Origin of the sequence: Pseudomonas sp. ZY71, assembly GCF_036542145.1 — a bacterium.
GTDB lineage: Bacteria > Pseudomonadota > Gammaproteobacteria > Pseudomonadales > Pseudomonadaceae > Aquipseudomonas > Aquipseudomonas koreensis_A.
This window is the reverse complement of the sequence record NZ_CP144274.1, coordinates 26,041-50,755: the sequence shown is the minus strand read 5'-3', so window position 1 is coordinate 50,755 and position 24,715 is coordinate 26,041. Positions and strand designations below refer to the sequence as shown.

Here is a 24,715-nt window from a genome sequence, read left to right as displayed (position 1 = left end):
CGATGAGTGCGTTAAAGACACTGGCAGCCGCCCTGCTTCTGGGCGGTAGTGCCATGGCGATGGCGGCCAATGACGGCCAGGCGCGGGTCAACGAACTGCTCGCCTCTGACGAGCAGTACCGTGAAACCTGGGAAGGCGTGATCAAGAAAGAAGAGCGCGTACCGGAATGGGTGATCAACCTGTCCGGGACCTCCGAACAACAGATGAACGCGGTTACTGAGGACGACGAGAAATACTTGGTCGGCCCGCTCTGCGAGAATCAGGACAAGTGCCTGAATCATCGATTGATCGTCGCATTCAGTTTTGACAAGGATGACGCCTACGCCATGCTGGTTGATGTGCCTGAAGGCCTTCCGCAAGACAAGTCACCGACGCGACATGCGACCTATCGCTTCTTCGGCAAACCCGACCAAGGTATGCAGGATCTACTGATGGAAACCCTGAAGAAAGATCCGAAGTGGTATTGATTTGAACATGAGGGCAGCGCCCTGCTGCCCTCCATTGCGCCCACCTGAGGAAGGCCGGCGCATGACCAAGGGGCCGGGACGTTCTGACTGTTGCAGGGTCGGAGTGACCTACGGGTACAGGGAGTGCCTGCGCGAGGGCCGGGTCAGGGTAAAAGCTGCGCCGCAGGTTCGCCGACCCACAGTGGCTCGACGGACTTGCGCTGGGCTTTCAAACACGCAAAACATTGATCCAGAGCGTCCAGCTCATCCTTTTTATCGCTGACACTGCGCGCAAAAACATTACGCGGTGTTTCACGGCGACCGTATATCGACAAAGAGACCGTTTAAACAGTAGGACTTCTAGTCTTCCTTCGTAGGCTTTTTCCGAGATTTTTAGTCGATTTTTCTCGTTCAAAAAATAACCAACCCACGCTGTAATGACCGGTTCACGGCACTTATGCCGGCCGAAATGTCACAATCGAACCGGTTGGGACGCCAGTTTCATTTAAAAAAGCTCATGCCGATTCGGCATAGGGTAGGCGTTTACGGCATTAGACGGCGCAACCTTGCATCGGAATAGTTGCGCCTTTTTTCGCCTGCCGAAGAGCCGTAATCACGCGCTTCGGGGCACCTTATACGGAGGCAGATGCACAGACTTTTCCGCTAATGAGCGTTCCAGTTCCTGCATGTGCCTGAGTCAAACGCAAGTAAGGGTAAAGATAATGAAGAAGGCAAAAATTAGCCTCGCCTGGCAGATCCTCATCGGTCTGGTTTTGGGTATTGCAATTGGTGCGTTGCTCAACCACTTCAGTGCCGAGAAGGCCTGGTGGATCAGCAACGTCCTGCAACCGGCAGGCGATATCTTTATCCGTCTGATCAAGATGATCGTGATTCCGATCGTCATCTCTTCCCTGATCGTCGGCATCGCCGGCGTGGGCGACGCCAAGAAACTCGGGCGTATCGGCCTGAAGACGATCATCTATTTCGAAATCGTCACCACCATCGCCATCGTCGTCGGCCTGCTGCTGGCCAACCTGTTCCATCCGGGCACAGGCATCGACATGAGCACCCTCGGCACGGTGGATATCTCCAAGTACCAGGCAACCGCCGCCGAGGTACAGCATGAACACGCGTTCATCGAGACCATCCTCAACCTGATCCCGTCGAACATCTTCGCGGCCATGGCCCGCGGCGAAATGCTGCCGATCATCTTCTTCTCCGTGCTGTTCGGTCTCGGTCTGTCGAGCCTGCAGTCGGACCTGCGCGAGCCGCTGGTGAAGATGTTCCAGGGCGTCTCGGAAAGCATGTTCAAAGTCACCCACATGATCATGAACTATGCGCCGATCGGCGTATTCGCACTGATCGCGGTGACCGTCGCCAACTTCGGCTTCGCCTCACTGCTGCCGCTGGCCAAACTGGTGATCCTGGTTTACGTCGCCATCGCCTTCTTCGCCTTCGTGGTGCTGGGCCTGATCGCCAAGCTTTTCGGCTTCTCGGTGATCAAGCTGATGCGCATCTTCAAGGATGAGCTGGTGCTGGCCTACTCCACCGCTTCTTCGGAAACCGTGCTGCCACGCGTGATCGAGAAGATGGAAGCCTACGGCGCGCCGAAAGCCATCTGCAGCTTCGTGGTACCGACCGGTTATTCGTTCAACCTCGACGGTTCGACCCTGTACCAGTCCATCGCGGCGATCTTCATCGCTCAGCTGTACGGCATTGATCTGTCGATCAGCCAGCAGCTGCTGCTGGTCCTGACCCTGATGGTCACCTCCAAAGGCATCGCCGGTGTACCGGGCGTGTCCTTCGTGGTGCTGCTGGCGACCCTCGGCAGTGTTGGTATTCCGCTGGAAGGTCTGGCGTTCATCGCCGGTGTCGACCGCATCATGGACATGGCGCGTACTGCACTGAACGTGATTGGTAACGCCTTGGCGGTACTGGTTATCGCACGCTGGGAAGGCATGTACGACGATGCCAAGGGCCAGCGCTACTGGAACTCCCTGCCGCACTGGCGCAGCAAGGAAAAACTGCCAGCGGGCGAAATCTCGAAGAACTGACACAAATCCCTGTAGGAGTGAGCCTGCTCGCGATGAGGGCTGTACATTCAACATCTCTGTTGTCTGATACACCGCGATCGCGAGCAGGCTCACTCCTACAGTGGACCGAGTCAGCCATACGAACCCCGGAGAAATCCGGGGTTTGTCGTTTCTGGCGACCCCGCTATCATTCGCGGCATTCTTCGGGGGATTTGACTGATGCTTAATGGCCTGTGGCTTGGCTTCTTCATCGTGGCAGCCGTATCGGCGCTGGCGCAGTGGCTGATCGGCGGCAACGCCGGGATCTTTGCGGCGATGGTGGAAAGCATTTTCGCCATGGCCAAGCTCTCGGTCGAAGTCATGGTGCTGCTGTTCGGCACCCTCACCCTGTGGCTGGGCTTTCTGCGCATTGCCGAAAAGGCCGGGATCGTCGAATGGCTGGCCAAGGTGCTCGGCCCGCTGTTCCTGCGGCTGATGCCGGAAGTCCCGGCCGGCCACCCTGCCCTGGGCCTGATCACTTTGAACTTCGCCGCCAACGGTCTGGGCCTCGACAACGCAGCCACGCCCATCGGCCTGAAAGCCATGAAGGCGCTGCAGGAGCTCAATCCCAGTGCCACCATCGCCAGTAACGCGCAAATCCTCTTCCTGGTGCTCAACGCCTCCTCCCTGACCCTGCTGCCGGTGACGATCTTCATGTACCGCGCCCAGCAAGGCGCGCCGGACCCGACGCTGGTGTTTCTGCCGATCCTGCTGGCGACCAGTTGCTCGACGATTGTCGGCTTCCTGTCGGTGGCGTTCATGCAGCGTTTGCGGATCTGGGATCCGGTGGTGTTGGCGTATCTGATTCCCGGCGCGCTGATTCTCGGTGGCTTTATGGCGCTGCTGGGCACGCTTTCGGCGACGGCTTTGGCGGGATTGTCGTCGATCCTCGGCAATCTCACGCTGTTCGGGTTGATCATGCTGTTCTTGCTGATCGGCGCGCTAAAGAAGGTCAAGGTCTACGAGGCGTTTGTTGAAGGCGCCAAAGAAGGCTTCGATGTCGCGAAGAACCTGCTGCCGTATCTGGTGGCGATGCTCTGTGCGGTCGGCGTACTGCGTGCGTCCGGGGCCTTGGACTTTGGCCTGGACGGGATTCGCCATCTGGTCGAGTGGGCCGGTTGGGACACGCGATTTGTCGATGCGTTGCCGACGGCGATGGTCAAACCGTTCTCTGGCAGTGCGGCGCGGGCGATGTTGATCGAGACGATGAAGACGTCCGGTGTCGACAGCTTCCCGGCGTTGGTCGCGGCGACGATTCAGGGCAGTACCGAGACCACGTTCTATGTGCTGGCGGTGTATTTCGGCGCGGTGGGGATTCAGCGCGCGCGGCATGCGGTAGGGTGTGCGTTGCTGGCGGAGTTTGCTGGTGTGGTGGGCGCCATTGCCGTCTGCTACTGGTTCTTCGGCTGAACAAAAATCCAAACTGTAGGAGTGAGCCTGCTCGCGATAGCGGTTTATCAGTCGCCATCATCGGTGACTGTCAGTCCGCTATCGCGAGCAGGCTCACTCCTACAGGGGATTGTGTTGGGCTTAAGGTCTTTGGGGGCTAGTTTCTGGCCCTGGTCGACGGCCCAGGCCACGACTTTCGCGGTCAGGCGATCACTGGCCTGACCAAACCCGGCGACCACCGCCGGCACCTGAACATCAGTCAACGGCTGACGCTCTTCAAACCGTCGACTGGCCAGAATCCGCTGGTCATAACCACGCACGAGCAACGCATCAACCCGCACCACGACGCTGGCCTGCGTGCCCTGATACTCGGTCTGAAACGCCTGCAAACTCCCGCCCAATTCCAGATCCGCAGCAAAGTTGCTGTCATCGGTACTGAGCAACGTCACCCGACCATCACGCTGAAACCCATCCAGCAGACGATTACGCACCAGCACCGGCGCCGGATCGCTCCAGCGCGAGCCCTTGTAGCTGCTGATCACATCGCCCTGCGGAATCACCGCAATCGTCGGCCGGTTCAACGCCTCACTGGCCTGCAACTTGTTCAGCCGCAACGACCACCGTTGCGTCGCCGCTGAACTGGCCGAGGCGGGCGCCTGTGCGGCCGGCAAGCGATAGACATCCGACGGCTCGGATTGCGGCAGAATCGAGCAGGCACTGATCAGCGTGAAGCCGGCGAGGAGGGCAAGTCGAGTCAGCTTCATGGCGTGAATTCCTTGTTCTTGTCACGGCCCAGCAGGTAGCCGCTGGGGTTGGCCTCAAGGCGTTGCGAGATGGCGCGCAGCGAGGTCAGCGTTTCACGCAGTTCGCGGATCGCCGGGGCCAGGCCATTGAGGCCCTGCATGCCGTTGTCGAGGGAGTTTTCGTTTTTGCTGAGCAAGGTGCTGATGGTGGTCGTGCTTTGCTCCAGCGACTTCATCGCCTGCTCGGCGCTGCCCAGTGCCTGTTTGCCCTGGTCGTTGATCAGGCCGTTGGCGTTGCGCATCAGCAGTGAGGTCTGTTCGAGCATGCTGCCGGCCTGTTTGCCGACGGTCGCCAGTTGCTGCATGGCCTGTTTGATGTCGCCGCGTTGATCGTTGATCGTCCCGGTGGTTTGCTCCAGATGGGCGAGGGTTTTGCTGACGCGCTCGACGTTCTCGGCGGAGAACATCTGGTTGGCGTTCTGCAGCAGCGCAGTGATACCGGTCATCAAATCGTTGGAGTCATTGAGCAAGCGCGAAATAGGCGAGGGCGATGCAACGATGGTCGGCAGATTACCGTCATGCCCGCGCAGTTTCGGGCTCTCGGGCGTGCCACCGCTGAGCTGGATGATCGACGTCCCGGTGATCCCGGCCAGCGCCAGTTTGGCCTGGGTGTCTTCCTTCACCGGCGTGTCCCCGGCCAGACGAATCCGCGCCAGCACCCGCCGTGGATCCTTTGGATCAAGGCGCAGGTTGATCACATCGCCGACCTTGATCCCGCTGTATTGCACCGGGCTGCCCTTGGACAGGCCACTGACTGCCTCGCTGAAGACAATCTCGTAATCCTTGAACTCGGTGTCGACGCTGGACTTGGCCAGGAACAGACCGAAGAGCAGGGCGCCTGCCACCACGATCACGGTGAACAAGCCGATCAACACATGATGCGCTCGGGTTTCCATGTCAGACCTCGTTGAGCAATTTGGCGGCGTCCAGCGCCGAGCGGCCGCGCGGGCCGTGGAAGTATTCGTGAATCCACGCGTCGTCGGTTTCCGAGACCACGTCGATGGGACCGGCGACCAGCACTTTTTTCTGCGCCAGCACCGCCACGCGGTCGGTGATGGTGTAGAGCGTGTCGAGGTCGTGGGTCACCAGAAACACGCTAAGGCCGAGTGCATCGCGCAGGGTCAGGATCAATTGATCGAACTGCGCCGCGCCAATCGGATCGAGGCCGGCAGTAGGTTCGTCGAGAAACAGTATGTCCGGATCCAGCGCCAGGGCCCGGGCCAGCGCGGCGCGTTTGATCATGCCGCCAGAGAGCGACGCCGGGTATTTGTCCGCCGCTGACAGTGGTAATCCGGCCAGCGCCAGTTTCACGGCAGCCAAGTGCTCAGCGTCGTTGCGACTGAGGCCGGCGTGTTCGATAAGGGGCAGGGCGACGTTCTCGGTGACCGTCAGCGAGGAGAACAGCGCGCCTTTCTGGAACAGCACACCGAAGCGCCGCTCAACCAGTGAGCGCTCATGCTCGGACAGGCTCGGCAGGTTCTTGCCGAACACTTTGACCATGCCTTCGCTGGGCCGGCGTAATCCGACAATGCTGCGCAGCAACACCGATTTGCCGCTGCCGGAGCCGCCGACCACGGCGAGGATTTCGCCTTTGTACAAATCCAGATCGAGGTTCTCGTGCACACTCTGGCTGCCAAAGCGATTGCACAGGCCACGGACTTCGATCACCGCCTCCGAGGGCGCGCGGGGTAGACGACTCACCAGCCCATCTCCATGAAGAACAGCGCGGCCACCGCGTCGAGCACGATCACCACGAAAATCGATTGCACCACGGCGGACGTAGTGTGGGCGCCGACCGACTCGGCGCTGCCACTGACCTTGAAGCCTTCCAGGCAACCAATCGCGGCAATGATGAAGGCGAAGATTGGCGCCTTCACCAAGCCGACCAGAAAGTGCTGCACGCCGATGTCCGACTGCAACAGCGTCAGGAACATCGCCGGCGAGATATCCAGTGACACCGCGCAGACCACGCCGCCTCCGATGATCCCGCAAAGCATGGCGAGGAAGGTCAACATCGGCAGCGCCACCAGCATCGCCAGCACACGCGGTACCACCAGCAACTCCATCGGGTCGAGGCCAAGGGTGCGGATCGCATCGATTTCTTCGTTGGCCTTCATCGAGCCAATCTGCGCGGTGAAGGCACTGGCGGTGCGCCCGGCCATGAGGATTGCCGTGAGCAACACACCGAATTCCCTCAGGAACGAGAAGCCCACCAGGTCCACAGTAAAAATCGTCGCGCCGAAACTGGCCAGCACCGTGGCGCCGAGAAACGCCACCACCGCGCCCACCAGAAAAGTCAGCAAAGCCACGATTGGCGCGGCGTCGAGGCCGGTCTGTTCGATGTGCGCGATCATCGGCGTGATCCGCCAGCGCTTGGGCCGGAACAGGCTGCGCGCGATGGTTTCCATAATCAGGCCGACGAAGCCGAGCAATTGCAGGGTGTCTTGCCAGACGGTGTCGACGGCGCGACCGATGCGGGTGAGCAATTGCACGCTGACGCTGATTTCCGGCTCTTTGATCGGCACGCAGAAATCGGTCATCGAGCAATACACGGTTTGCAGCAGCGCGCGGTCGGCGGAGGTCAGGGTGCAATCGGGGTGTTCGGCGGATTTACCGAGGCGTTCGGAGCCGAGCAGTTCGACCAGCAACGAAGCGCCAGCGGTGTCGAGGGCGCCGAGACTGTTGAGATCGATCGGCGTATTGGCATCGTACTGGCCGTGGAGCTTTTCACTCAGTTGCTTGAGCTCGGCGTAATGGGCAAGCGTCCAGTCCCCCGTCACCCGCAAGCGGGCAGGGCTGATCGACGTGTCCAGTTGGGCATTACCGCTGATCGAGCTGCTGGTCATAAGCTCCGTGCTTGTTCGTCTGCTAAGCGAACTAACGTAATAGCACGAACCGGATTACTTTTCTTTGATCGCTGTGCTGTCCGTGACTTCGAAGCGCAGCACGCCGATCACCTGGCCGTCTTCGGTCAGCACCCGCACTTGCCACTTGCCCGCCGGGTTGCCGGGGAAATTCTGCTTGTGCGTCCAGGCGCGGTAGCCTTCCTTGCGCCCGCCATGGATATCGAGGGCGATACGGTCGACCTCTTTGCCGTTGAATTGCCAGACGTGATAGATCCGCTCATCGAGCCCGCGCGGCGCGTTGATCGCGGTGTAGGCGTAGAGGCCATCGCCACGAATCTGCTCGGCGCTGACCGTGTCGAGGCTGGCGCCGGGGGTGCGGTCCTGCATTTGCGTGCTGATCGCCACGTCGGTCATCCACAGCGTCGCCGGCGGCACCCACGAACGCAACGCCCAACCGACGCCACCGATACCGACGGTGATGCACAAGATCGCCAGGGCATTGCGCACCGTGCGGATCGGGAAGATCGACGCCAGACTCGGGAACGACAACAGCACAGCAATGCCCAGCGCCCATTTGAAGCTCTGCGCCGTGGTCAGGTGCATGATCACCGGCAACGCGGTGAGCAGGGCGGCGAACAGGGTCAGGGTGTGCAGCGCGAGAAACGCCCAGCGCCGTGGCGCCAGCCATTTGTAATAGAGCGGGTCGACGATGGAAATCAGGGCGGCGACGCTGAGCAGGCCGGTGAAGAACAACTGGCCGCTGTTCCAGGTCGTGGTGATGAAGAAAAACGGCAGGACGAAGAACAGGCTTTCCTGATGGATCATCTGCGTCGCGTAACGCAGCAGCGGCTGGGGAATCTCGCGTTTGAACACGCGGGTGAAGAGGCCGGTGAGGGTGTTCTCCAGCATCAGCCAGATCCAGCTGAGCAGCATGATCACGGTGATCCAGCTCGCCAGCCCTTGCTGACGATCGACCATGATGAAACTGCCGACCCCGGAAATGAAACCGCCAAGCGCAATGACCCCGGGATAGCGCTTCATCAGTTCGAGGATGCGCTGGATCAGGAGCTGTATTTTCGGCATTTGGGCGGTTCACGACTGGATAGGAAAAAACCTCGACAGAGTAGCGCCCGCCGGGCGTTGTGGCGAGGCTGCCGGTCAGTAAATTCACCACCTCACCCTGTGGGAGCGAGCCTGCTCGCGATAGCGGTCCTTCAGTCACCCTCTTTTCGGCTGATACACCGCGATCGCGAGCAGGCTCACTCCTACAGGATTAGTGTTCGGCGGGTTTTCGGCGGTGGTGCAGGCGCCAGCCGATCAGGACCAGCAACACCAGGCCCAAGCCACCCGCACTCAACCACAACACCTGATCATCACTGATCAACGGCTTCTCGATCCGCAAATACCCCGGTTGCAACAGCAACTCACGCATGGCCTTGTTCGCCGCTTCCAGGGTCACCCCTTGCAGCTCCCGCGCCGGGTTGGCAAAACGGCCGTCCTCGTAATCGCCCAGTGCACTCCAGTAGTAATCCGCCATCGCGCTGTTACCCTGCACCGCCCAGGCCTGATGGGCGATAGAAGCCTGTTTGATCCGCGCGAAGGTGTCCGGGTCGAGGCCGTTTTTCAGCAGATCAGCCTTGAGGTCTTCCAGCACCTGAATGGCTTCATCGACGTCATCACGATCGAGGTCGGCATTCAGGCTCATGAAACCGACGCCGCCAAACACCTCACGCTCGGCCCATGGCCCGTAGGACAAGCCGTGGTTGAGACGAATCTGCCGGTACAACGCCCAGTCGAGATAATCCTTGAGAATGTCGAAGGTCTGATCGTATTGATCATCGATCACCGGTTCCGGCACCAGCCAGTGCAGCTTGGCGCTGTCGCCGATAAAACCACGGGTGAGGGTGCGTTCATGGGCGGCGCTGGTGCTGATGTCCGGCAGTGGCCGATGCTCGCTCGGCTCGACCGCGTCGAGCGCGCCCCACGTGCGCTCCAGATACGCCGGTAGCAGTTTGTCGAGTTCGCCGACGACGATCAGGGTCATGTTGTTTGGCGCGTACCAGGCTTTGCGCACCTTTTCCAACTGCTCCTGAGTCAGGTGACCGACTTCGGCACGCTGCGGGCATTTCAGGCCCAGTTCGACGGCGAGTTGATTGCTCGCGGTGTGGCCGAGATCCTGACGATCGAGAAAGCGTTGCAGGCGTGTGTAATGGCCGCCGTCCTCGCGCTCGACCACACGCTTGGCGGCGTTGATTGCGTTGTCGTCGATGCGCGTTTGCGTGAGCAGAGCGAGCAGCAGGTCGAGCACCTTGCGCTGGTTTTTCGCCGGAGCTTCGATGACGAACGTGGTGTCGGCATTGCTGGTGAAGGCGTTCCAGTCACCGCCCAGCGCCTGCATGCGCTCCTCTAAACCACCTTCGCCAGTGGCATCGATGCCGCTGAACAACAAGTGCTCAAGCAGGTGCGGCAGCTCCTTGTCATCACAATCGAAATCGTCGAGGCCGACGCCGACCACCAGCCGGATCGCCACGTGCCCGCGCTCAGTGCCGGGTTTGAGCAGCAACTGCAAACCGTTGGGCAACGCATAGCCTTCGACCTGAAAACGATCCAGGGCAAAGGCGGGCAGGGAACCGAGCAACAGACAGGCGAACAACAGGCAACGCATAACAGGCTTCCGTACGGCTGATTTGGAGATCCGTGTCGTCAGTCAGGCCCCCATCGCGAGCAGGCTCACTTCTACATTTGCAATGCGTCCCACTGTAGGAGTGAGCCTGCTCGCGATAGCGGCCTGAAGGCTGAATCAATGTAACTGACTAACCCCAGCCCCAGACGTTCAAGGCGAATGCGTTATGTCGGCCATATCATCCGACTCCAGCGCCCCGGTATCCGCCGTTTCCAGCACCACATACGCACTGCCGCAAAACAGCGAATTGAGCCGCTTCATATCGGCAATCAACTCCAGGTGCAACGAACTGGTTTCCAGACTCTGCACGATCTTGCGTTGCAAACGGCTGACATGCGCATGGGCCAAACGGCGTTCCTGTGCGCGAAAGCGGCGTTTCTCGCGCAGTAGCTGGCGGGCGCTTTCGCGGTCACCACTGAGAAACACCGACAGCCCCAAACGCAGATTAGCGATCAATTGCTGCTGCAACCCGGCCAGATCCTCCAGCCCCTCCTCGGAAAAGGAGCGGCGCTGCGAAGTCTTCTGCTGCTGGATCTTGCGCAGCATGCGTTCGATCAGGTCGGCAGCCAATTTGAGGTTGATCGCCAGCTCAATGATCTCGGCCCAGCGCCGACTGTCCTGCTCGCCGAGGTCTTCGCGGGGCATCTGCGCCAGGTACAGCTTGATTGCGCTGTACAGCGCTTCGACGTCATCGGTCAGCCGACGCATTTCCTGGGTGACAGCGGTCTGCTTGCCGCGCAGCACATCGAGGGTGGCGTCGAGCATGTTGTCGAGCAGATCGCCCATGCGCAGGGTTTCCCGCGCGGCATTGGCCAAGGCCAGACTTGGCGTGACCAGCGCGGTAGCGTCGAGGTGACGCGGTTTGGCAGTACCGTTGACCTCCGGCCGCTCCGGGAGCAACCACGCGCAGAGCCGCGCCATCGGCCCCACCGACGGCAGCAGAATCAGGCAGCGCACGGTGTTGTAGAGCAGGTGAAAACCGATGACCATTTCCTGCGGGCTGAAATCGAGGCTGTCGATCCAGTGCACCAGCGGGTCGAGCACCGGGATGATCAGCAGCAGGCCGATCAGTTTGTACAACAGGCTGCCCAACGCCACTTGCCGGCCAGCGGCGTTCTGCATGCTGGTGCTCATGAACGCAAGAATGCCGCTGCCGATGTTGGCGCCGATCACCAGACCAATTGCCACCGGCAGACTGATCACACTGGCACCGGCGAGAGTCGCCGTGAGCAGTACGGCGGCGAGGCTGGAGTAGGAAATCATCGCGAACAGCGCGCCGACCAAGGCGTCGAGGAGGATGTCGCCAGTCAACGAGGCGAAAATCACCTTCACACCTTGGGCATGGGTGATCGGCGCGGCGGCCTCGACGATCAGTTGCAGCGCGAGAATGATCAGCCCGAGGCCAATGGACACCCGGCCCATCTGCCCGAGGCGCGTCTGTTTGCGCGACAGAAAGAAAATCACCCCGAGGAAAATCAGCAGCGGCGACAGCCACGACAGGTCGAAGGTCAGCACCCGCGCCATCAGCGCGGTACCGACGTCCGCGCCGAGCATGGTCGCCAGCGCCGGGGTCAGCGCCATCAGGCCCTGGCCGACGAAGGAGGTGACGAGCATGGCGGTGGCGTTGCTGCTCTGCACCATCGCGGTGACGACGATGCCGGCGACAAAGGCGAGCCAGCGCTTGGACATGTTCTGGCCAATCACATGGCGCAGGTTGGTGCCGTACACCCGCAGGATGCCGGTTCGGACGATGTGCGTACCCCAGATCAGCAGGGCGACGGCGGAAAGCAGATTGAGCAGGGTGAGCATGCAGACCCCCTGTAATAGCAGTGCCTCAGAGAGGCAAGTTGACGGTACCGCGCGGTTTCTACGTTTTTGATACTTAAGCTGTAGTTGGCTAACGGTCTGGGCGCCAGCATTGCACAGCTAAAGTGTGGATTGAAACAAAAGTGTCATGAAAAGCGCTTCATACACCCACCTGAATCCACCACAAACAAATGTAGGAGTGAGCCTGCTCGCGATAGGGCCATCAGCCTCAACATTGATGTTGACTGACAGACCGCTATCGCGAGCAGGCTCACTCCTACAAGGGGTGTTGCCTGAAGACTACCGGGTTACTGGCCCGGGATGTCCTTGCGCAGTTTCACCGGGTCTTGCTGCTGCTTTTTCTTGGCCATCGCGCCGCGCAGCTTGATGTTGATCGCCTCAACCGCCAGCGAGAACGCCATGGCGAAGTAGACGTAGCCCTTCGGCACATGCACGTCGAACGACTCGGCAATCAATACGGTACCGACCACCAGCAGGAACGACAGCGCCAGCATCTTCAGCGACGGGTGCTTGTCGATGAACTCGCTGATCTTGCCCGAGGCCAGCATCATCACCAGCACGGCCACAACGATCGCCGCAACCATCACCGGCACGTGGGAAACCATGCCCACGGCAGTGATCACCGAGTCCAGCGAGAAGACGATGTCGATGATCGCGATCTGGATGATGGTGTAGAGGAAGTTGCCGCCCTTGCCGCCGGGGGTGTCATCACTCTCATCTTCGCCTTCCAGCGCGTGGTACATCTCTTGCGAGCTCTTCCACAGCAGGAACAGACCACCGAAGAACAGGATCAGGTCGCGACCCGAAATGCCTTGGCCGAACACTTCGAACAGGTCAGCGGTGAGGCGCATGACCCAGGTGATCGACAGCAGCAACAGGATGCGCGTGATCATGGCCAGGCCAAGACCGAAGATCCGGGTGCGCTGCTGCATGTGCTTGGGCATGCGGCTGACCAGGATCGAAATCATGATGATGTTATCGATGCCGAGGACGATTTCCAGGGCGGTCAGGGTGAAGAAGGCAACCCAGATTTCGGGGTTGGTCAGCCATTCCATGTGTATTCCTTTGAGCAATTGTTAAACCGAAAAAGGTCCGGGCTTCAAACCGCGAAGCCAGGACCCGAAACGGTGAGTCTTGGGCTTATAGAGTGCTGAACACCGGGAAAGTCCCCAACAGCAGTGCAGCAATCAGGATGCAGATACACACCAGGATCGCCCATTTCAGGGTGAAACGCTGGTGGTCACCGAAATCAATGCCGGCCAGGGCCACCAACAGATACGTCGATGGCACCAACGGGCTCAGCAAGTGGACGGGCTGACCGACGATCGAGGCACGGGCCATTTCCACTGCGGTGATCCCGTAGTGGCTGGCGGCTTCGGCCAACACCGGCAACACGCCATAGTAGAACGCATCGTTGGACATGAAGAAGGTGAACGGCATGCTCACCAGCGCCGTGATTACGGCCAGATACGGGCCGAGGAAATCCGGAATCACTGCCAACAGGCTCTTCGACATCGCATCGACCATGCCGGTGCCGCTCAGGATACCGGTGAAGATACCCGCCGCAAAGATCAGCCCGACCACTGCCAGCACGCTACCGGCGTGAGCGGCGACGCGATCCTTCTGCATCTGCAGGCAAGGGTAGTTGACGATCATGGCAATACTGAATGCCACCATGAACAGCACCGGCAACGGCAACAGGCCGGCGATCAGGGTGCACATCAGGCCGAAGGTCAGGGCGCCGTTGAACCAGATCAGTTTCGGACGGCGGGCATCGGGGAATTGCGAGACGCTGATTTCGCTGTGATCGATCTCGTCGCCGGCCAGATGCAGTTCACCCAGACGCGCACGCTCACGTTTACCGTAGAAATAAGCGATCAGCAGAATCGCCACCACACCCGCGGCCATGGCCGGAATCATCGGCACGAAAATGTCCGACGGATCGACATGCAACGCACTCGCGGCACGGGCAGTCGGGCCGCCCCATGGGGTCATGTTCATCACGCCACCGGCGAGGATGATCAGACCGGCCATGATCCGCGGGCTCATGCCGATGCGGCTGTACAGCGGCAGCATGGCGGCCACGCAGATCATGTAAGTGGTCGCGCCGTCACCATCGAGGGAAACGACGAGCGCCAGTACGGCGGTGCCGACCGAAACCTTCAGCGGGTCACCCTTGACCAGTTTGAGGATCTTGCGCACGGCCGGGTCGAACAGGCCGGAGTCGATCATCAGGGCGAAATAGAGAATGGCGAACATCAGCATCACGCCAGTCGGCGCAAGCTTGGTAATGCCTTCGAGCATCATCGGGCCGATCTTCGGCGCGAAACCACCGAACAAGGCGAAGACAATCGGGATGATGATCAGAGCGATCAGCGCGGACAGGCGCTTGGTCATGATCAGGAACATGAACGTGATGACCATGGCGAAGCCAAGGAAAGTCAGCATGGGAATACTCCAGGCGTAGCGCGGCTAGTTAAATGAGCAGATCGGACGGGATCAGCGCAGAACGGCAAGCACGAGACGTACGGGCGGAGGGACAGCGCAAAGGCGGGCTACAGAGGACATCAGAATCACCATTGTTGTTGTTAATTGGGCCGTTCGTGCGAGGTATCACACGCATTGGCCAACCGGTCTGTTGCCGGAAGTGAGGCGATCCTAATCCGGGAAGCTTTCAGCTACCTTTCGCTGCAGAAAGCTTTGAATGAACGGTCAACCGGCCGTCGGATGCGAACTACAGTCAACAAACACGGGAAGGAGGGCGTTCGCCATGAGCGAATTGCACAGCGGCGGCTGCCACTGCGGACACATTCGTTATCAGTTCAGCGGAGCGTTGCACGACATCGCCCACTGTCATTGCTCGATTTGCCGCAAAGTCAGCGGCGGGATTGTCACGACGTGGATCACCGTGCCGGCGGTGAGTTTTCAATGGCTGGCCGGTAAGCCCGCGCGTTATGACTCATCCGCCAGTTGCGCGCGGTACTTCTGTGCGCAGTGCGGCGCGCAACTGGCGTTGGTGACGTTGCTCAGCCCTGAAAGCATCGACGTGACCATCGCCACACTTGATCACCCGGAACTGGCGCCCGCCGAGCGCCATATCTGGACTGACAGCCAATTACCTTGGCTACATCTGGACGAGCATCTGCCGGGCGAAGCCGAAGAAACGCTGTGATCAGAAAACAGACAGATTCAGCGGCTTGATCGCACCCATCCAGATCGCATGCTCAGTGTGGTCGAGCAAATCATTGCCGGTGTCCGGGTGCAGGAATACCACCAGGCCTTGGCGATTGAGCGCCAGCCACGGCAGTACATCGGCGATCAGCTCCGGGCCGAAGGCCAATTGGCAGCTCCATTCCGGATGCGGGCCGACCGGGCGTTCGTGGACGCGGCCGATTTTCAATGGAAACAACTGCGCGGCTTGCTCACACAACGCGCGCGCCTGATCGATGGTGCCGGCGTCGAAATAGACATGGGCGTGATAACCCTTGATCGCTTGCATCTGAAAGCCTCTGAATCGGTTCGAACCCTCGGCGTTGCCCGTATGTCACACGCCATACAAGGGATAAGAAAAGGGATCAGCCATGAAAAATGCCGAAACCCCGGCGGTAAAAGTGGTGCTCTATGGTGCCATGAGTAGCCTGGGCAGCGCGTTGATGGCTGAATTGCTGCGCCGTCAGCATGAAGTCATTGCCATCCTCGACGATTTGACTGCACTCGCACCGCGTCCGGGTTTGCGCACCAAAACCGGCGATTTGTTCGACTCGGAGCGGATCAATCAGAGCGTGGCCGGTAGTTCGGCGGTCATCTGTTTATTGGATGCGCCGGGGTTGCCGTTCAGTAGCGATCAGGTTGAACGGGCCGTCGTGCTCGGCCCGGTCGAGCAGGTGCTGGCCGTCGACGCACTGGTCGATGGGCTGCAAGCGGCCAATGTGTCGCGGCTGTTTCTGGTGGGCGACTTTGCCGTGCTCGATGAGCCGGATGTCGATGATCGCCTGCAACGTCACGCCGCCGAGGAAATACGTGAAGCCGTGCAAAGCAGTCCGCTGCACTGGACGCTGGTCAATGCGCCCCATGGCGTGGCCGGGCTGACGATTGAGCATTTCAGTCAGGTCGGCGGCAATCTGGAACCGGGTCTGGCCGAACCGCTGGAGCGATTGAACCGCGTGGCGGTGGGGATTGCTGATGAGCTGCGGTTGAATCTGCATGTGGGTCAGCATGTGAATTTTGTGGCGGCTTCAGATTCGTAAAAGATCGCAGCCTTCGGCCCCTCCTACATGAGATCGGTGTAGGAGCTGCCGCAGGCTGCGATCTTTTGATCCTCAAACCGCAATCGAAGGCAGCGCCAGCCTACTCAAGGACTCCGCACTGCTCGCCTGTTCCGCCATCAGCCAATCAACAAACTGCTGAATCAACGCGCCCCGGCGTTTGCGTTGCGGGAGCACTACGTAATAACCGAGGCGCGACAGGGTCGTTTCGGCGATGGGTCGGCACAGCAAACCCTGACTCAGCAAGTTATCCACAAGGTGGCGCCAGCCAATCGCCACGCCTTGACCGCCAATCGCCGCTTGAATCAGCAGCGTGTAATTGTCGAAGCGCAATTGCCCCGGCGCCGGCGGTGTATTGATACCGAGTTCACGGAACAGACCACTCCAGTCAAACCAGTTGCTGCTGTTTTCCCCGCGCAGGTGCAACAACGGAAACTCCAGCAACGCCTGAGCCGGCAGGGGCAGGAGGCGATCCTTGAGCAACTGCGGACTGCACACCGGGAACACTTCTTCGCTGAACAGCCAATGGCTTTCGCCCTGCTTGAAACGCCCGTCGCCAAACAGGATCGCGACGTCGATATCGGGGCGCAGCATGTTGTGGTTGCGTTCACTGGTCACCAGGCTCACGTCGACCTGCGGATTGGCTTCGTGAAAACGGTGCAAGCGTGGCATTAACCAATAAGCGGCGAAGGCAAAATCGGTGGCAACTTGCAGGACCTCGTGTTGCTGTTGTGCGCTGATCGCGCTCAATCCTGCGTCGATGTTCTGCAAACCAAGAGTAACTTGCTCAAACAGTATCGCGCCGACTTCGGTCAACTCGATCCCTCGGTAAATCCGATCAAACAGCCGCGTGCCGAGCTGTTCTTCCAGCCGTTTGATCTGCTGACTGATCGCCGGTTGCGTGGTGCCAAGCTCAACCGCGGCAGCAGTGAAACTGCGCTGCCGAGCCGCCGCTTCGAAGGCGCGGAGCAGGTCGAGCGACAGATCACCCAAGGCTTCATACATAAGCTGTGCTTATCCTAGTCATTGTCCGGCGCAGGCTTTACCGGATACAGCATGGACTCCATGCTCGGTCGCAGCAATGTCGCATAAATATTCACTATGGAATGCCGCGATCACATGAAGCGCAAGAATATTCTTTTCATCATGGCCGATCAGATGGCCGCGCCAATGTTGCCGTTCTACGGCCCTTCGCCGATCAAATTGCCCAATCTTTCCCGCCTCGCCAAACAAGGCGTGGTGTTCGACGCCGCTTACTGCAACAGCCCGCTGTGCGCGCCGTCGCGTTTCACCCTGGTCAGCGGCCAGTTGCCGAGCAAGATCGGCGCCTACGACAACGCTGCCGATTTCCCCGCCGATGTGCCGACTTACGCCCATTACCTGCGCCGTCTCGGCTACCGCACGGCGCTGTCGGGCAAGATGCATTTCTGTGGCCCCGACCAGTTGCACGGCTACGAAGAACGCCTGACCAGCGACATCTACCCGGCCGACTATGGCTGGGCAGTGAATTGGGATGAGCCGGACGTGCGACCGAGCTGGTATCACAACATGTCTTCGGTGTTGCAGGCCGGGCCGTGCGTGCGTACCAATCAGCTGGACTTCGATGAAGAGGTGGTGTTCAAGGCGCAGCAGTATCTGTTCGATCATATTCGCGAGGACGGCGACCAGCCGTTCTGCCTGACCGTGTCGATGACTCACCCACACGATCCGTACACGATTCCCAAGGCATTCTGGGATATGTACGACGATGCCGATATCCCGTTGCCTACAACCCCGGATCAACATCAGCTCGATCCGCACTCGCAGCGTTTGCTCAAGGTTTACGACCTGTGGGACAAGCCACTGCCTGTGGATAAGATTCGCGATGCACGCCGGGCGTACTTCGGCGCGTGCAGCTATATCGACGCCAACGTCGGTAAACTCCTGCAAACACTGGAAGAAACCGGGCTGATCGATGACACGATCATTGTGTTCTCCGGTGACCACGGCGACATGCTCGGCGAGAAAGGCCTCTGGTACAAAATGCACTGGTACGAAATGGCAGCCCGTGTGCCCCTGTTGATAAGTGCGCCGGGGCAGTTCGAATCGGGCCGCGTCAGCGCTGCCGTGTCGACCGCCGACCTGCTGCCGACCTTCGTTCAACTGGCCGGCGGCACGCTGCAACCAGGCTTGCCGCTGGACGGTCGCTCACTGGTTTCACATCTGCAAGGGCAGGGCGGTCATGACGAAGTGTTCGGCGAATACATGGCCGAAGGCACCATCAGCCCGTTGATGATGATCCGTCGCGGCACCTACAAATTTATCTACAGTGAAAACGACCCTTGCCTACTCTTCGATGTGAGCAACGATCCGCGTGAACTGGAAGAACTCAGTCAATCGCCGCAACATCGCCAGCTGTTCGACGATTTTCTCGCAGAATCCCGGGCCAAGTGGGACATTCCAGCGATTCATCAGGAGGTACTCGCCAGCCAGCGCCGTCGGCGCTTTGTTGCCGACGCGCTGACCATCGGCAAGCTGAAGAGCTGGGATCACCAGCCGCTGGTGGACGCCAGTCAGCAGTACATGCGCAACCACATCGACCTCGATGATCTGGAACGCAAAGCACGTTATCCACAACCCTGCCAAAACCAATAATGTTAAGGGGAAGTCCATGCGTAAGTTATCCACAGTAGTGACGGTTGGCCTGCTCGCGCTGAGCAGCGCCTCGGCCTTCGCCGAGCAAAGCTGCGACACGGTGAAAATGGCCGACCCGGGCTGGAGCGATATTGCCGCGACCAATGCGATCACCGGGTTTCTGCTGGACGGCATGGGCTACAAGGCCAAGGTCGACACCCTTGCGGTGCCGATCACCTTTGGCGGTTTGAAGGATGGCCAGGTGGACGTGTTCCTCGGCAACTGGATGCCGGCGCAACAGGGCTTCTACGACAAGTTCGTCGCCACCGGCGATGTCACGCAACTGGCGAAAAATCTCGACGGCACCGAGTTCACCCTCGCCGTGCCGGACTACGTGTGGGACGCGGGTGTGCATAACTTTGCCGACCTGAACAAATATGCGGACAAGTTCGAGCGCAAGATCTACGGCATCGGCTCCGGCGCGCCGGCGAATATCTCGCTGCAGGAAATCATCAAGAAGAATGACTTCGACATGGGTCAGTGGAAGCTCATCGAATCCAGTGAACAGGCGATGCTGGCAGAAGTGTCGCGGGCGGTGAAGAAACAGAAATTCGTCACCTTCCTCGGCTGGACCCCGCACCCGATGAACGTGCAGTTGAAAATGCATTACCTCAAGGGTGGCGAGAAGTATTTTGGCGATACCGGCAGCGTGTTTACGTTGACGCGCAAGGGCTACGCCGAAGCCTGTCCGAATGTGGGTAAGTTGCTGAGCAATCTGTCGTTCACGCAGGAGATGGAGAACAGCATCATGGCTGAGGTGGTGAACAAGAAGGTCACTAATGCCGAGGCGGCGAAGGCGTGGATCAAGGCGAATCCGGCGGTGCTGGATAAGTGGCTGGATGGGGTGAAGACTGCGGATGGCAAGGATGCGTTGGCGGCGGTGAAAGCGAAGCTTTGATTGTGGGTTTTTTTGAATTTTGCTCGGCTTGAGATTTTTGCCCCCTCACCCCAGCCCTCTCCCCCAAGGGGGCGAGGGGGAAAGGGAGCCGATCGTTGTTTGATTCGAGACCTGAGTTCGACGCTGATTCCTCAGGTCGATGTAGTCAGTCCAATCACCTCGGTCAGTCCCCTCTCCCTCCGGGAGAGGGCTAGGGTGAGGGGCCTTTCCCCTGGCACCCTGATAACCTTGAACAAAACCCCAACCGCGAGGACCCATGGCCTTCCCCAGCCGCCACTCTCTCTTGCCCTTCCTCACCTGGCTACCGCGGCAAACCCGCGCCAGCGTAGGACGGGATCTGATCGTCGGCCTCAGCGGTGCGATTCTCGCGTTACCCCAGTCGATTGCCTACGCGTTGATCGCTGGCCTCCCACCCGAGTACGGACTGTATGCCGCGATCATTCCGGTGCTGATCGCCTGCCTGTGGGGCTCGTCGTGGCATCTGATCTGCGGCCCGACGGCAGCGATTTCCATTGTGCTGTTTGCCAGTGTCAGTCCTTTAGCAGTTCCGGCGTCGCAGGACTACATCACCCTGATCTTGTTGCTGACGTTTCTGGCCGGGATTTTCCAGTGGCTGCTCGGTTTACTGCGGTTCGGCGCGCTGGTGAATTTCGTCTCGCATTCGGTGGTGCTGGGGTTCACCCTCGGTGCCGCTGTGGTGATCGCCATCGGGCAACTGCCGAACCTGCTTGGGCTGGAGTTGCCGGCCAAGGCCACGGCGCTGGCGAGTGTGATGGAGCTGCTGCAACACCTCAGGGCTGTGGATAAACCTTCGTTGGTACTCGGTGTGGCGACGGTGGTTGTCGGTGTGGTGTTGAAACAATTGCTGCCGCGCTGGCCGACGCTGTTGATAACCCTCGCTTTGGCCAGCCTGCTGGTGTGGCTGTGGCCGGCGATGTTCGGCCACGTGCATCTGGTCAGCGCGTTTGTCGGGCGGTTGCCGCCGTTCAGTGCGTTGCCGCTGGATCTGGATTTGATCTTGCGCCTGCTGCCGAGCGCTGTGGCGGTGGGCATGCTTGGACTGGTCACCAGTCTGTCGATTGCCCGCTCGATTTCGGCACGCTCGCAGCAATTGCTCGATGCCAATCAGGAAGTCCGCGCGCAGGGCTTGTCGAATATCGTCGGGGCGTTCTTTTCCGGATCGTTGTCGGCCGGATCGTTCACTCGCTCGGGATTGAGTTACGAGGCGGGTGCCTGTTCGCCATTGGCCGGGGTGTTTTCGGCGATCTGGGTCGCGCTGTTCGCGATTTTCGGCGCGGGGCTGATTGCGCACATTCCGATTCCGGCGATGGCGGGCAGCATTCTTTTGATTGCCTGGGGCCTGGTCGATCATCGCGGAATTCGCGCCTTGCTGCGGGTCAGCCGCGCCGAGTTCGTGGTCATGGCCCTGACCTGCCTCGCGACGTTGCTGCTGGAATTGCAGACGGCAATCTACGCGGGCGTGTTGGCCTCACTGTTCTTCTATCTCAAGCGCACCTCGCAACCGCGCGTGCAGCATTGGCGCGACGGTGAGGACGATGTGCTGCGCGTCGGCGGGTCGATCTTTTTCGGCGCCAGTCATTACCTGCAAGTGCGTCTGCAACGGATGCATGGCGCGCGGGTGGTGATCGAGGCGCAGCAGATCAACTTCATCGATTATTCGGGGGTGGAGATGCTGCATCAGGAGGCGCGACGCCTGCTGGGCCAGAATCGCAGCCTGACCTTGCGCCGGGCGCGGCCGCAGGTGGTGGAGGAGTTGCGCAAGCTGGAAGGTCCGGAGAAGTGTCCGATCCGGTTTGAGGATTGACCTGATATCACCGCATAACCCTGTAGGAGTGAGCCTGCTCGCGATAGCGGTGTGTCAGATAAAATCTTATCAACTGACACTCCGCTATCGCGAGCAGGCTCACTCCTACAAGGATTATTGCGCCAGTTGGCGGCGCAGTTCGGCTAATACTGGCGCTGTGTCCGGGCGCACACCGCGCCACAAAAAGAACGCCTCGGCGGCCTGCTCGGCGAGCATTCCCAAGCCATCCATCGACACTGCCGCGCCCTGTTCACTGGCCCAGCGGCAGAACGCCGTCGGTTCCTTGCCATACATCATGTCGTAGCACAGGGTCTTGCCCGGCTCGATCAGGCTCGGCGCGATCGGCGGTACATCACCGGTCAGGCTCGCCGACGTGGCATTGATGATCACGTCGACCGGCTCGCGCAGCCAGTCGAAACCACTGGCCGACACCGGCCCCAGATCGCAGAACAACTCCGCCAGCAGCTCAGCCTTGTCCACCGTGCGATTGGCGATGATCACCGATGCCGGTTGTTCCGCCAGCAACGGCTCCAGCGCACCGCGCACCGCGCCACCAGCGCCGAGCAGCAGGATGCGTTTGCCGCTCAGGCTGAACCCGGCGTTCACCGTCAGATCGCGCACCAGTCCGGCACCGTCGGTGTTATCACCGAGCAGCGAGCCATCGGCCAGTTTGCTCAAGGTGTTCACCGCGCCGGCCCGTTGCGCACGAGCAGTCAGGCTGTTGGCCAAACGGTAAGCGTCCTCCTTGAACGGCACGGTGACGTTGGCGCCGCGACCTTCCTGGAAAAACGCCGTGGCGCAACCAGCGAAATCATCAAGCGGCGCCAGCAGGGTGCTGTAGTCGAGGTGCTGGCCGGTCTGTTCGGCAAACAGCTTGTGAATCATCGGCGATTTGCTGTGACCGATCGGGTTACCAAAAACGACGTAACGATCCATCAGAAATCCTCAGGCTTCGCCTAGCCAGTCGCGATCTTGCAGGAAGTAATCGGTCAGGCGCGCTTCTTCGCTGCCAGGCTCGGCCTTCCAGTCATAGCCCCAGCGCACTTGCGGCGGCAGCGACATCAGGATCGACTCGGTACGCCCGCCCGACTGCAGACCGAACAAGGTGCCACGGTCGTAAACCAGGTTGAATTCGACGTAACGGCCACGGCGGAATTCCTGGAATTCACGCTGTTGAGCGGTGAAGGCATCGTGTTTGCGACGCTGAACGATCGGCAGATAAGCGTCGATGTAAGCATCGCCGATGGCGCGCATGAAGGCGAAGCTGGTGTCGAAGTCCCACTCGTTCAGGTCATCGAAGAACAGACCGCCGATACCTCGCGGTTCGTGGCGATGCTTGATGTGGAAATAGGTGTCACACCAAGCTTTGTAGCGCGGGTAGACGTCCGTGCCGAACGGCGCGCAAGCCTGCTCGGCAACGCGGTGCCAGTGAATGCAGTCTTCTTCGTTGCCGTAATAAGGGGTCAAGTCAAAGCCGCCGCCGAACCACCAGACTGGCTCTTCACCTTCCTTCTCAGCAATGAAAAAGCGCACGTTGGCGTGGGAAGTCGGCACATGCGGATTGTGCGGGTGAATGACCAGCGACACGCCAAGGGCTTCAAAACCGCGCCCGGCCAGTTCCGGGCGATGGGCGCTGGCCGATGGCGGCAGGCCGCTGCCGAAGACGTGGGAGAAGTTGACGCCACCCTTTTCGATCACCGTACCGTTCTCGATCACGCGGGTGCGACCGCCACCGCCGGCGGGACGAGTCCAGGCGTCTTCGACGAAGCGCGTGCCGCCGTCTTCGCTTTCGAGGGCCGCACAGATGCGGTCTTGCAGATCGAGCAGATAGGCCTTTACGGCGTCGGTGCGGGTCGTCATGGCTTCACCTTGAATCGGGCGGCGCCCCGCGGGCGGGCGACGCAAATGGGCGCGTAGCATACCACCGCACAACAGCGCGCCGCAGTTGACGAAGATCAAGCATGGGAGTTGGATAGGGGGCTCACAAAAGACCCAAGGAGAGCAGGCAGATGGCAAAGCGTATCCAGTTCAGCGCCCACGGCGGCCCCGAAGTGCTCGAATATGTTGATTACCAACCCGCCGCACCCGGCCCGAATCAAGTGCGCGTGGCCAACAAGGCCATCGGCCTGAACTTCATCGACACCTATTACCGCAGCGGTCTGTACGCACCGCCCGCCTTGCCGTCCGGCCTGGGTGCTGAAGGTGCGGGGATCGTCGATGCCGTGGGCAGCGACGTCACCCGGTTCAAGGTCGGTGATCGCGTGGCCTATGGCAGCGGCCCGTTGGGGGCCTACAGCGAATTGCATGTGCTGCCCCAGGACAATCTGGTGCGCCTGCCCGACGAGATCAGTTTCGAAACCGCTGCCGGGGTCATGCTCAAAGGCCTGACCGTGCAGTATCTGCTGCGCCAGACCTATGAACTCAAGGGTGGCGAAACCATTCTGTTCCACGCGGCGGCCGGTGGCGTCGGTTCGCTGGCCTGTCAGTGGGCCAAGGCGTTGGGCGTGAAGCTGATCGGCACCGTCAGCTCCAAAGAAAAAGCCGAACTGGCCAAGGCCAATGGCGCCTGGGCGACGATCGATTACAGCCACGAAAATGTTGCGCAACGCGTGCTGGAATTGACCGACGGCAAGAAAGTCCCGGTGGTTTATGACGGTGTCGGCAAGGACACCTGGCTGACTTCCCTCGACAGCGTGTCGCCACGCGGCCTGGTCGTGAGCTTCGGTAATGCTTCTGGTGCGGTAGACGGCGTGAACCTGGGGATTCTCTCCGCCAAGGGCTCGCTGTACGTGACCCGACCGACGCTGGCGACTTATGCCAACAATGCAGAGAACCTGCAGCGGATGGCTGATGAATTGTTCGAGATGATCATCAGCGGCAAGCTGAAGGTAGACATCAGCCAGCGTTATTCACTGGCTGATGCAGCGAAGGCGCAAACCGAACTCTCGGCACGACGCACCACAGGCTCCACCGTTCTGCTGCCCTGAT

General features: G+C 60.1%; 22 protein-coding genes. 9 read left to right on the top strand and 13 right to left on the bottom strand.

Annotated features, from left to right (window positions below):
- Positions 1–2 precede the first annotated feature (2 nt).
- The 3 genes from VY732_RS00225 (at position 3) to VY732_RS00215 (ending at position 3,928) form a co-directional block, all read left to right on the top strand.
- Complete coding sequence (locus VY732_RS00225; RefSeq protein WP_077575191.1) at positions 3–467, top strand: inhibitor of vertebrate lysozyme family protein; 465 nt, start codon at positions 3–5, stop codon at positions 465–467.
- A 701-nt stretch (positions 468–1,168) separates the two neighbouring features.
- The gene (gene gltP, locus VY732_RS00220) at positions 1,169–2,500 is read left to right on the top strand and encodes a glutamate/aspartate:proton symporter GltP (RefSeq protein ID WP_034152229.1); all 1,332 of its coding nucleotides are present in this window, start codon (positions 1,169–1,171) and stop codon (positions 2,498–2,500) included.
- 198 nt (positions 2,501–2,698) lie between these two features.
- Entirely contained in the window at positions 2,699–3,928 is a 1,230-nt protein-coding gene (locus VY732_RS00215) for a nucleoside recognition domain-containing protein (protein WP_116028637.1), read from the top strand.
- 47 nt (positions 3,929–3,975) lie between these two features.
- Here the strand turns inward: VY732_RS00215 and VY732_RS00210 are convergent, their stop codons facing one another.
- The 9 genes from VY732_RS00210 to VY732_RS00170 all read right to left on the bottom strand — a co-directional run bounded on the left by VY732_RS00210 (position 3,976) and on the right by VY732_RS00170 (position 14,514).
- Positions 3,976–4,671: an ABC-type transport auxiliary lipoprotein family protein gene (locus tag VY732_RS00210; protein ID WP_331693277.1), complete on the bottom strand. Its 696-nt coding sequence runs from the start codon at positions 4,669–4,671 to the stop codon at positions 3,976–3,978.
- Entirely contained in the window at positions 4,668–5,606 is a 939-nt protein-coding gene (locus VY732_RS00205; protein WP_016986431.1) for an MlaD family protein, read from the bottom strand. The genes VY732_RS00210 and VY732_RS00205 overlap by 4 nt, the downstream gene beginning before the upstream one ends.
- Before the next feature lies 1 nt (position 5,607).
- Positions 5,608–6,411 carry an ABC transporter ATP-binding protein gene (locus VY732_RS00200; protein ID WP_007911797.1) on the bottom strand — a complete coding sequence of 268 codons (804 nt, stop codon included), beginning with the start codon at positions 6,409–6,411 and terminating at the stop codon, positions 5,608–5,610.
- Positions 6,408–7,556 (bottom strand): ABC transporter permease, encoded by a 1,149-nt coding sequence (locus tag VY732_RS00195; RefSeq protein ID WP_095119659.1) that lies wholly within the window; start codon positions 7,554–7,556, stop codon positions 6,408–6,410. The genes VY732_RS00200 and VY732_RS00195 overlap by 4 nt, the downstream gene beginning before the upstream one ends.
- Positions 7,557–7,610: 54 nt before the next feature.
- Positions 7,611–8,639, bottom strand: coding sequence for a DUF5924 family protein (locus VY732_RS00190; protein ID WP_016986428.1), 1,029 nt, complete (start codon positions 8,637–8,639; stop codon positions 7,611–7,613).
- Between the two features lie 190 nt (positions 8,640–8,829).
- Entirely contained in the window at positions 8,830–10,221 is a 1,392-nt protein-coding gene (locus VY732_RS00185) for a M16 family metallopeptidase (protein ID WP_116028633.1), read from the bottom strand.
- Between the two features lie 168 nt (positions 10,222–10,389).
- Positions 10,390–12,048, bottom strand: coding sequence for a Na/Pi cotransporter family protein (locus VY732_RS00180; protein ID WP_077575186.1), 1,659 nt, complete (start codon positions 12,046–12,048; stop codon positions 10,390–10,392).
- Between the two features lie 305 nt (positions 12,049–12,353).
- The gene (locus VY732_RS00175; RefSeq protein WP_034152222.1) at positions 12,354–13,121 is read right to left on the bottom strand and encodes a TerC family protein; all 768 of its coding nucleotides are present in this window, start codon (positions 13,119–13,121) and stop codon (positions 12,354–12,356) included.
- A gap of 85 nt (positions 13,122–13,206) precedes the next feature.
- Complete coding sequence (locus VY732_RS00170) at positions 13,207–14,514, bottom strand: CitMHS family transporter (RefSeq protein ID WP_034152221.1); 1,308 nt, start codon at positions 14,512–14,514, stop codon at positions 13,207–13,209.
- 322 nt (positions 14,515–14,836) lie between these two features.
- Here VY732_RS00170 and VY732_RS00165 point away from each other — a divergent pair, with 322 nt between their 5' ends.
- The gene (locus tag VY732_RS00165) at positions 14,837–15,238 is read left to right on the top strand and encodes a GFA family protein (protein ID WP_331693273.1); all 402 of its coding nucleotides are present in this window, start codon (positions 14,837–14,839) and stop codon (positions 15,236–15,238) included.
- Here VY732_RS00165 and VY732_RS00160 read toward each other — a convergent pair whose 3' ends face one another.
- On the bottom strand, positions 15,239–15,565 hold the full coding sequence (locus tag VY732_RS00160) for a DOPA 4,5-dioxygenase family protein (RefSeq protein ID WP_331693271.1): 327 nt from the start codon (positions 15,563–15,565) through the stop codon (positions 15,239–15,241).
- An 82-nt stretch (positions 15,566–15,647) separates the two neighbouring features.
- Between VY732_RS00160 and VY732_RS00155 the strand changes: the two genes are divergently transcribed.
- Positions 15,648–16,313, top strand: coding sequence for an NAD(P)-dependent oxidoreductase (locus VY732_RS00155; RefSeq protein WP_077575182.1), 666 nt, complete (start codon positions 15,648–15,650; stop codon positions 16,311–16,313).
- Between the two features lie 72 nt (positions 16,314–16,385).
- Here VY732_RS00155 and VY732_RS00150 read toward each other — a convergent pair whose 3' ends face one another.
- Complete coding sequence (locus VY732_RS00150) at positions 16,386–17,336, bottom strand: choline sulfate utilization transcriptional regulator (RefSeq protein WP_331693269.1); 951 nt, start codon at positions 17,334–17,336, stop codon at positions 16,386–16,388.
- A 114-nt stretch (positions 17,337–17,450) separates the two neighbouring features.
- Between VY732_RS00150 and betC the strand changes: the two genes are divergently transcribed.
- The 3 genes from betC (at position 17,451) to VY732_RS00135 (ending at position 21,727) form a co-directional block, all read left to right on the top strand.
- Positions 17,451–18,965 carry a choline-sulfatase gene (gene betC, locus VY732_RS00145; RefSeq protein ID WP_331693268.1) on the top strand — a complete coding sequence of 505 codons (1,515 nt, stop codon included), beginning with the start codon at positions 17,451–17,453 and terminating at the stop codon, positions 18,963–18,965.
- A gap of 16 nt (positions 18,966–18,981) precedes the next feature.
- Complete coding sequence (gene choX / locus VY732_RS00140; protein WP_212620697.1) at positions 18,982–19,902, top strand: choline ABC transporter substrate-binding protein; 921 nt, start codon at positions 18,982–18,984, stop codon at positions 19,900–19,902.
- Between the two features lie 256 nt (positions 19,903–20,158).
- Positions 20,159–21,727: a SulP family inorganic anion transporter gene (locus VY732_RS00135; RefSeq protein WP_331693267.1), complete on the top strand. Its 1,569-nt coding sequence runs from the start codon at positions 20,159–20,161 to the stop codon at positions 21,725–21,727.
- A 114-nt stretch (positions 21,728–21,841) separates the two neighbouring features.
- On the opposite strand, the gene aroE is transcribed toward VY732_RS00135, so the two are convergent.
- Entirely contained in the window at positions 21,842–22,663 is an 822-nt protein-coding gene (gene aroE, locus VY732_RS00130) for a shikimate dehydrogenase (RefSeq protein WP_331693265.1), read from the bottom strand.
- A gap of 9 nt (positions 22,664–22,672) precedes the next feature.
- Positions 22,673–23,587, bottom strand: a complete 915-nt coding sequence (hemF, locus tag VY732_RS00125) for an oxygen-dependent coproporphyrinogen oxidase (RefSeq protein ID WP_331693263.1) — start codon at positions 23,585–23,587, stop codon at positions 22,673–22,675.
- Between the two features lie 149 nt (positions 23,588–23,736).
- On the opposite strand from hemF, the gene VY732_RS00120 reads away from it, so the two are divergent.
- Positions 23,737–24,714, top strand: coding sequence for an NADPH:quinone reductase (locus VY732_RS00120; protein WP_077575175.1), 978 nt, complete (start codon positions 23,737–23,739; stop codon positions 24,712–24,714).
- Position 24,715: the final 1 nt, after the last annotated feature.

Excerpts from the sequence above, each read along its gene's own strand:
- VY732_RS00150 (WP_331693269.1), bottom strand. The coding sequence starts at position 17,336 with ATGTATGAAGCCTTGGGTGATCTGTCGCTCGACCTGCTCCGCGCCTTC.
- VY732_RS00215 (WP_116028637.1), top strand. The coding sequence starts at position 2,699 with ATGCTTAATGGCCTGTGGCTTGGCTTCTTCATCGTGGCAGCCGTATCG.
- VY732_RS00135 (WP_331693267.1), top strand. The coding sequence starts at position 20,159 with ATGGCCTTCCCCAGCCGCCACTCTCTCTTGCCCTTCCTCACCTGGCTA.
- VY732_RS00185 (WP_116028633.1), bottom strand. The coding sequence starts at position 10,221 with ATGCGTTGCCTGTTGTTCGCCTGTCTGTTGCTCGGTTCCCTGCCCGCC.
- VY732_RS00205 (WP_016986431.1), bottom strand. The coding sequence starts at position 5,606 with ATGGAAACCCGAGCGCATCATGTGTTGATCGGCTTGTTCACCGTGATC.
- VY732_RS00210 (WP_331693277.1), bottom strand. The coding sequence starts at position 4,671 with ATGAAGCTGACTCGACTTGCCCTCCTCGCCGGCTTCACGCTGATCAGT.
- hemF (WP_331693263.1), bottom strand. The coding sequence starts at position 23,587 with ATGACGACCCGCACCGACGCCGTAAAGGCCTATCTGCTCGATCTGCAA.
- VY732_RS00170 (WP_034152221.1), bottom strand. The coding sequence starts at position 14,514 with ATGCTGACTTTCCTTGGCTTCGCCATGGTCATCACGTTCATGTTCCTG.
- betC (WP_331693268.1), top strand. The coding sequence starts at position 17,451 with ATGAAGCGCAAGAATATTCTTTTCATCATGGCCGATCAGATGGCCGCG.
- VY732_RS00180 (WP_077575186.1), bottom strand. The coding sequence starts at position 12,048 with ATGCTCACCCTGCTCAATCTGCTTTCCGCCGTCGCCCTGCTGATCTGG.
- gltP (WP_034152229.1), top strand. The coding sequence starts at position 1,169 with ATGAAGAAGGCAAAAATTAGCCTCGCCTGGCAGATCCTCATCGGTCTG.
- choX (WP_212620697.1), top strand. The coding sequence starts at position 18,982 with ATGCGTAAGTTATCCACAGTAGTGACGGTTGGCCTGCTCGCGCTGAGC.
- VY732_RS00175 (WP_034152222.1), bottom strand. The coding sequence starts at position 13,121 with ATGGAATGGCTGACCAACCCCGAAATCTGGGTTGCCTTCTTCACCCTG.
- VY732_RS00120 (WP_077575175.1), top strand. The coding sequence starts at position 23,737 with ATGGCAAAGCGTATCCAGTTCAGCGCCCACGGCGGCCCCGAAGTGCTC.
- VY732_RS00155 (WP_077575182.1), top strand. The coding sequence starts at position 15,648 with ATGAAAAATGCCGAAACCCCGGCGGTAAAAGTGGTGCTCTATGGTGCC.
- VY732_RS00165 (WP_331693273.1), top strand. The coding sequence starts at position 14,837 with ATGAGCGAATTGCACAGCGGCGGCTGCCACTGCGGACACATTCGTTAT.
- aroE (WP_331693265.1), bottom strand. The coding sequence starts at position 22,663 with ATGGATCGTTACGTCGTTTTTGGTAACCCGATCGGTCACAGCAAATCG.
- VY732_RS00195 (WP_095119659.1), bottom strand. The coding sequence starts at position 7,556 with ATGACCAGCAGCTCGATCAGCGGTAATGCCCAACTGGACACGTCGATC.
- VY732_RS00225 (WP_077575191.1), top strand. The coding sequence starts at position 3 with ATGAGTGCGTTAAAGACACTGGCAGCCGCCCTGCTTCTGGGCGGTAGT.
- VY732_RS00190 (WP_016986428.1), bottom strand. The coding sequence starts at position 8,639 with ATGCCGAAAATACAGCTCCTGATCCAGCGCATCCTCGAACTGATGAAG.
- VY732_RS00160 (WP_331693271.1), bottom strand. The coding sequence starts at position 15,565 with ATGCAAGCGATCAAGGGTTATCACGCCCATGTCTATTTCGACGCCGGC.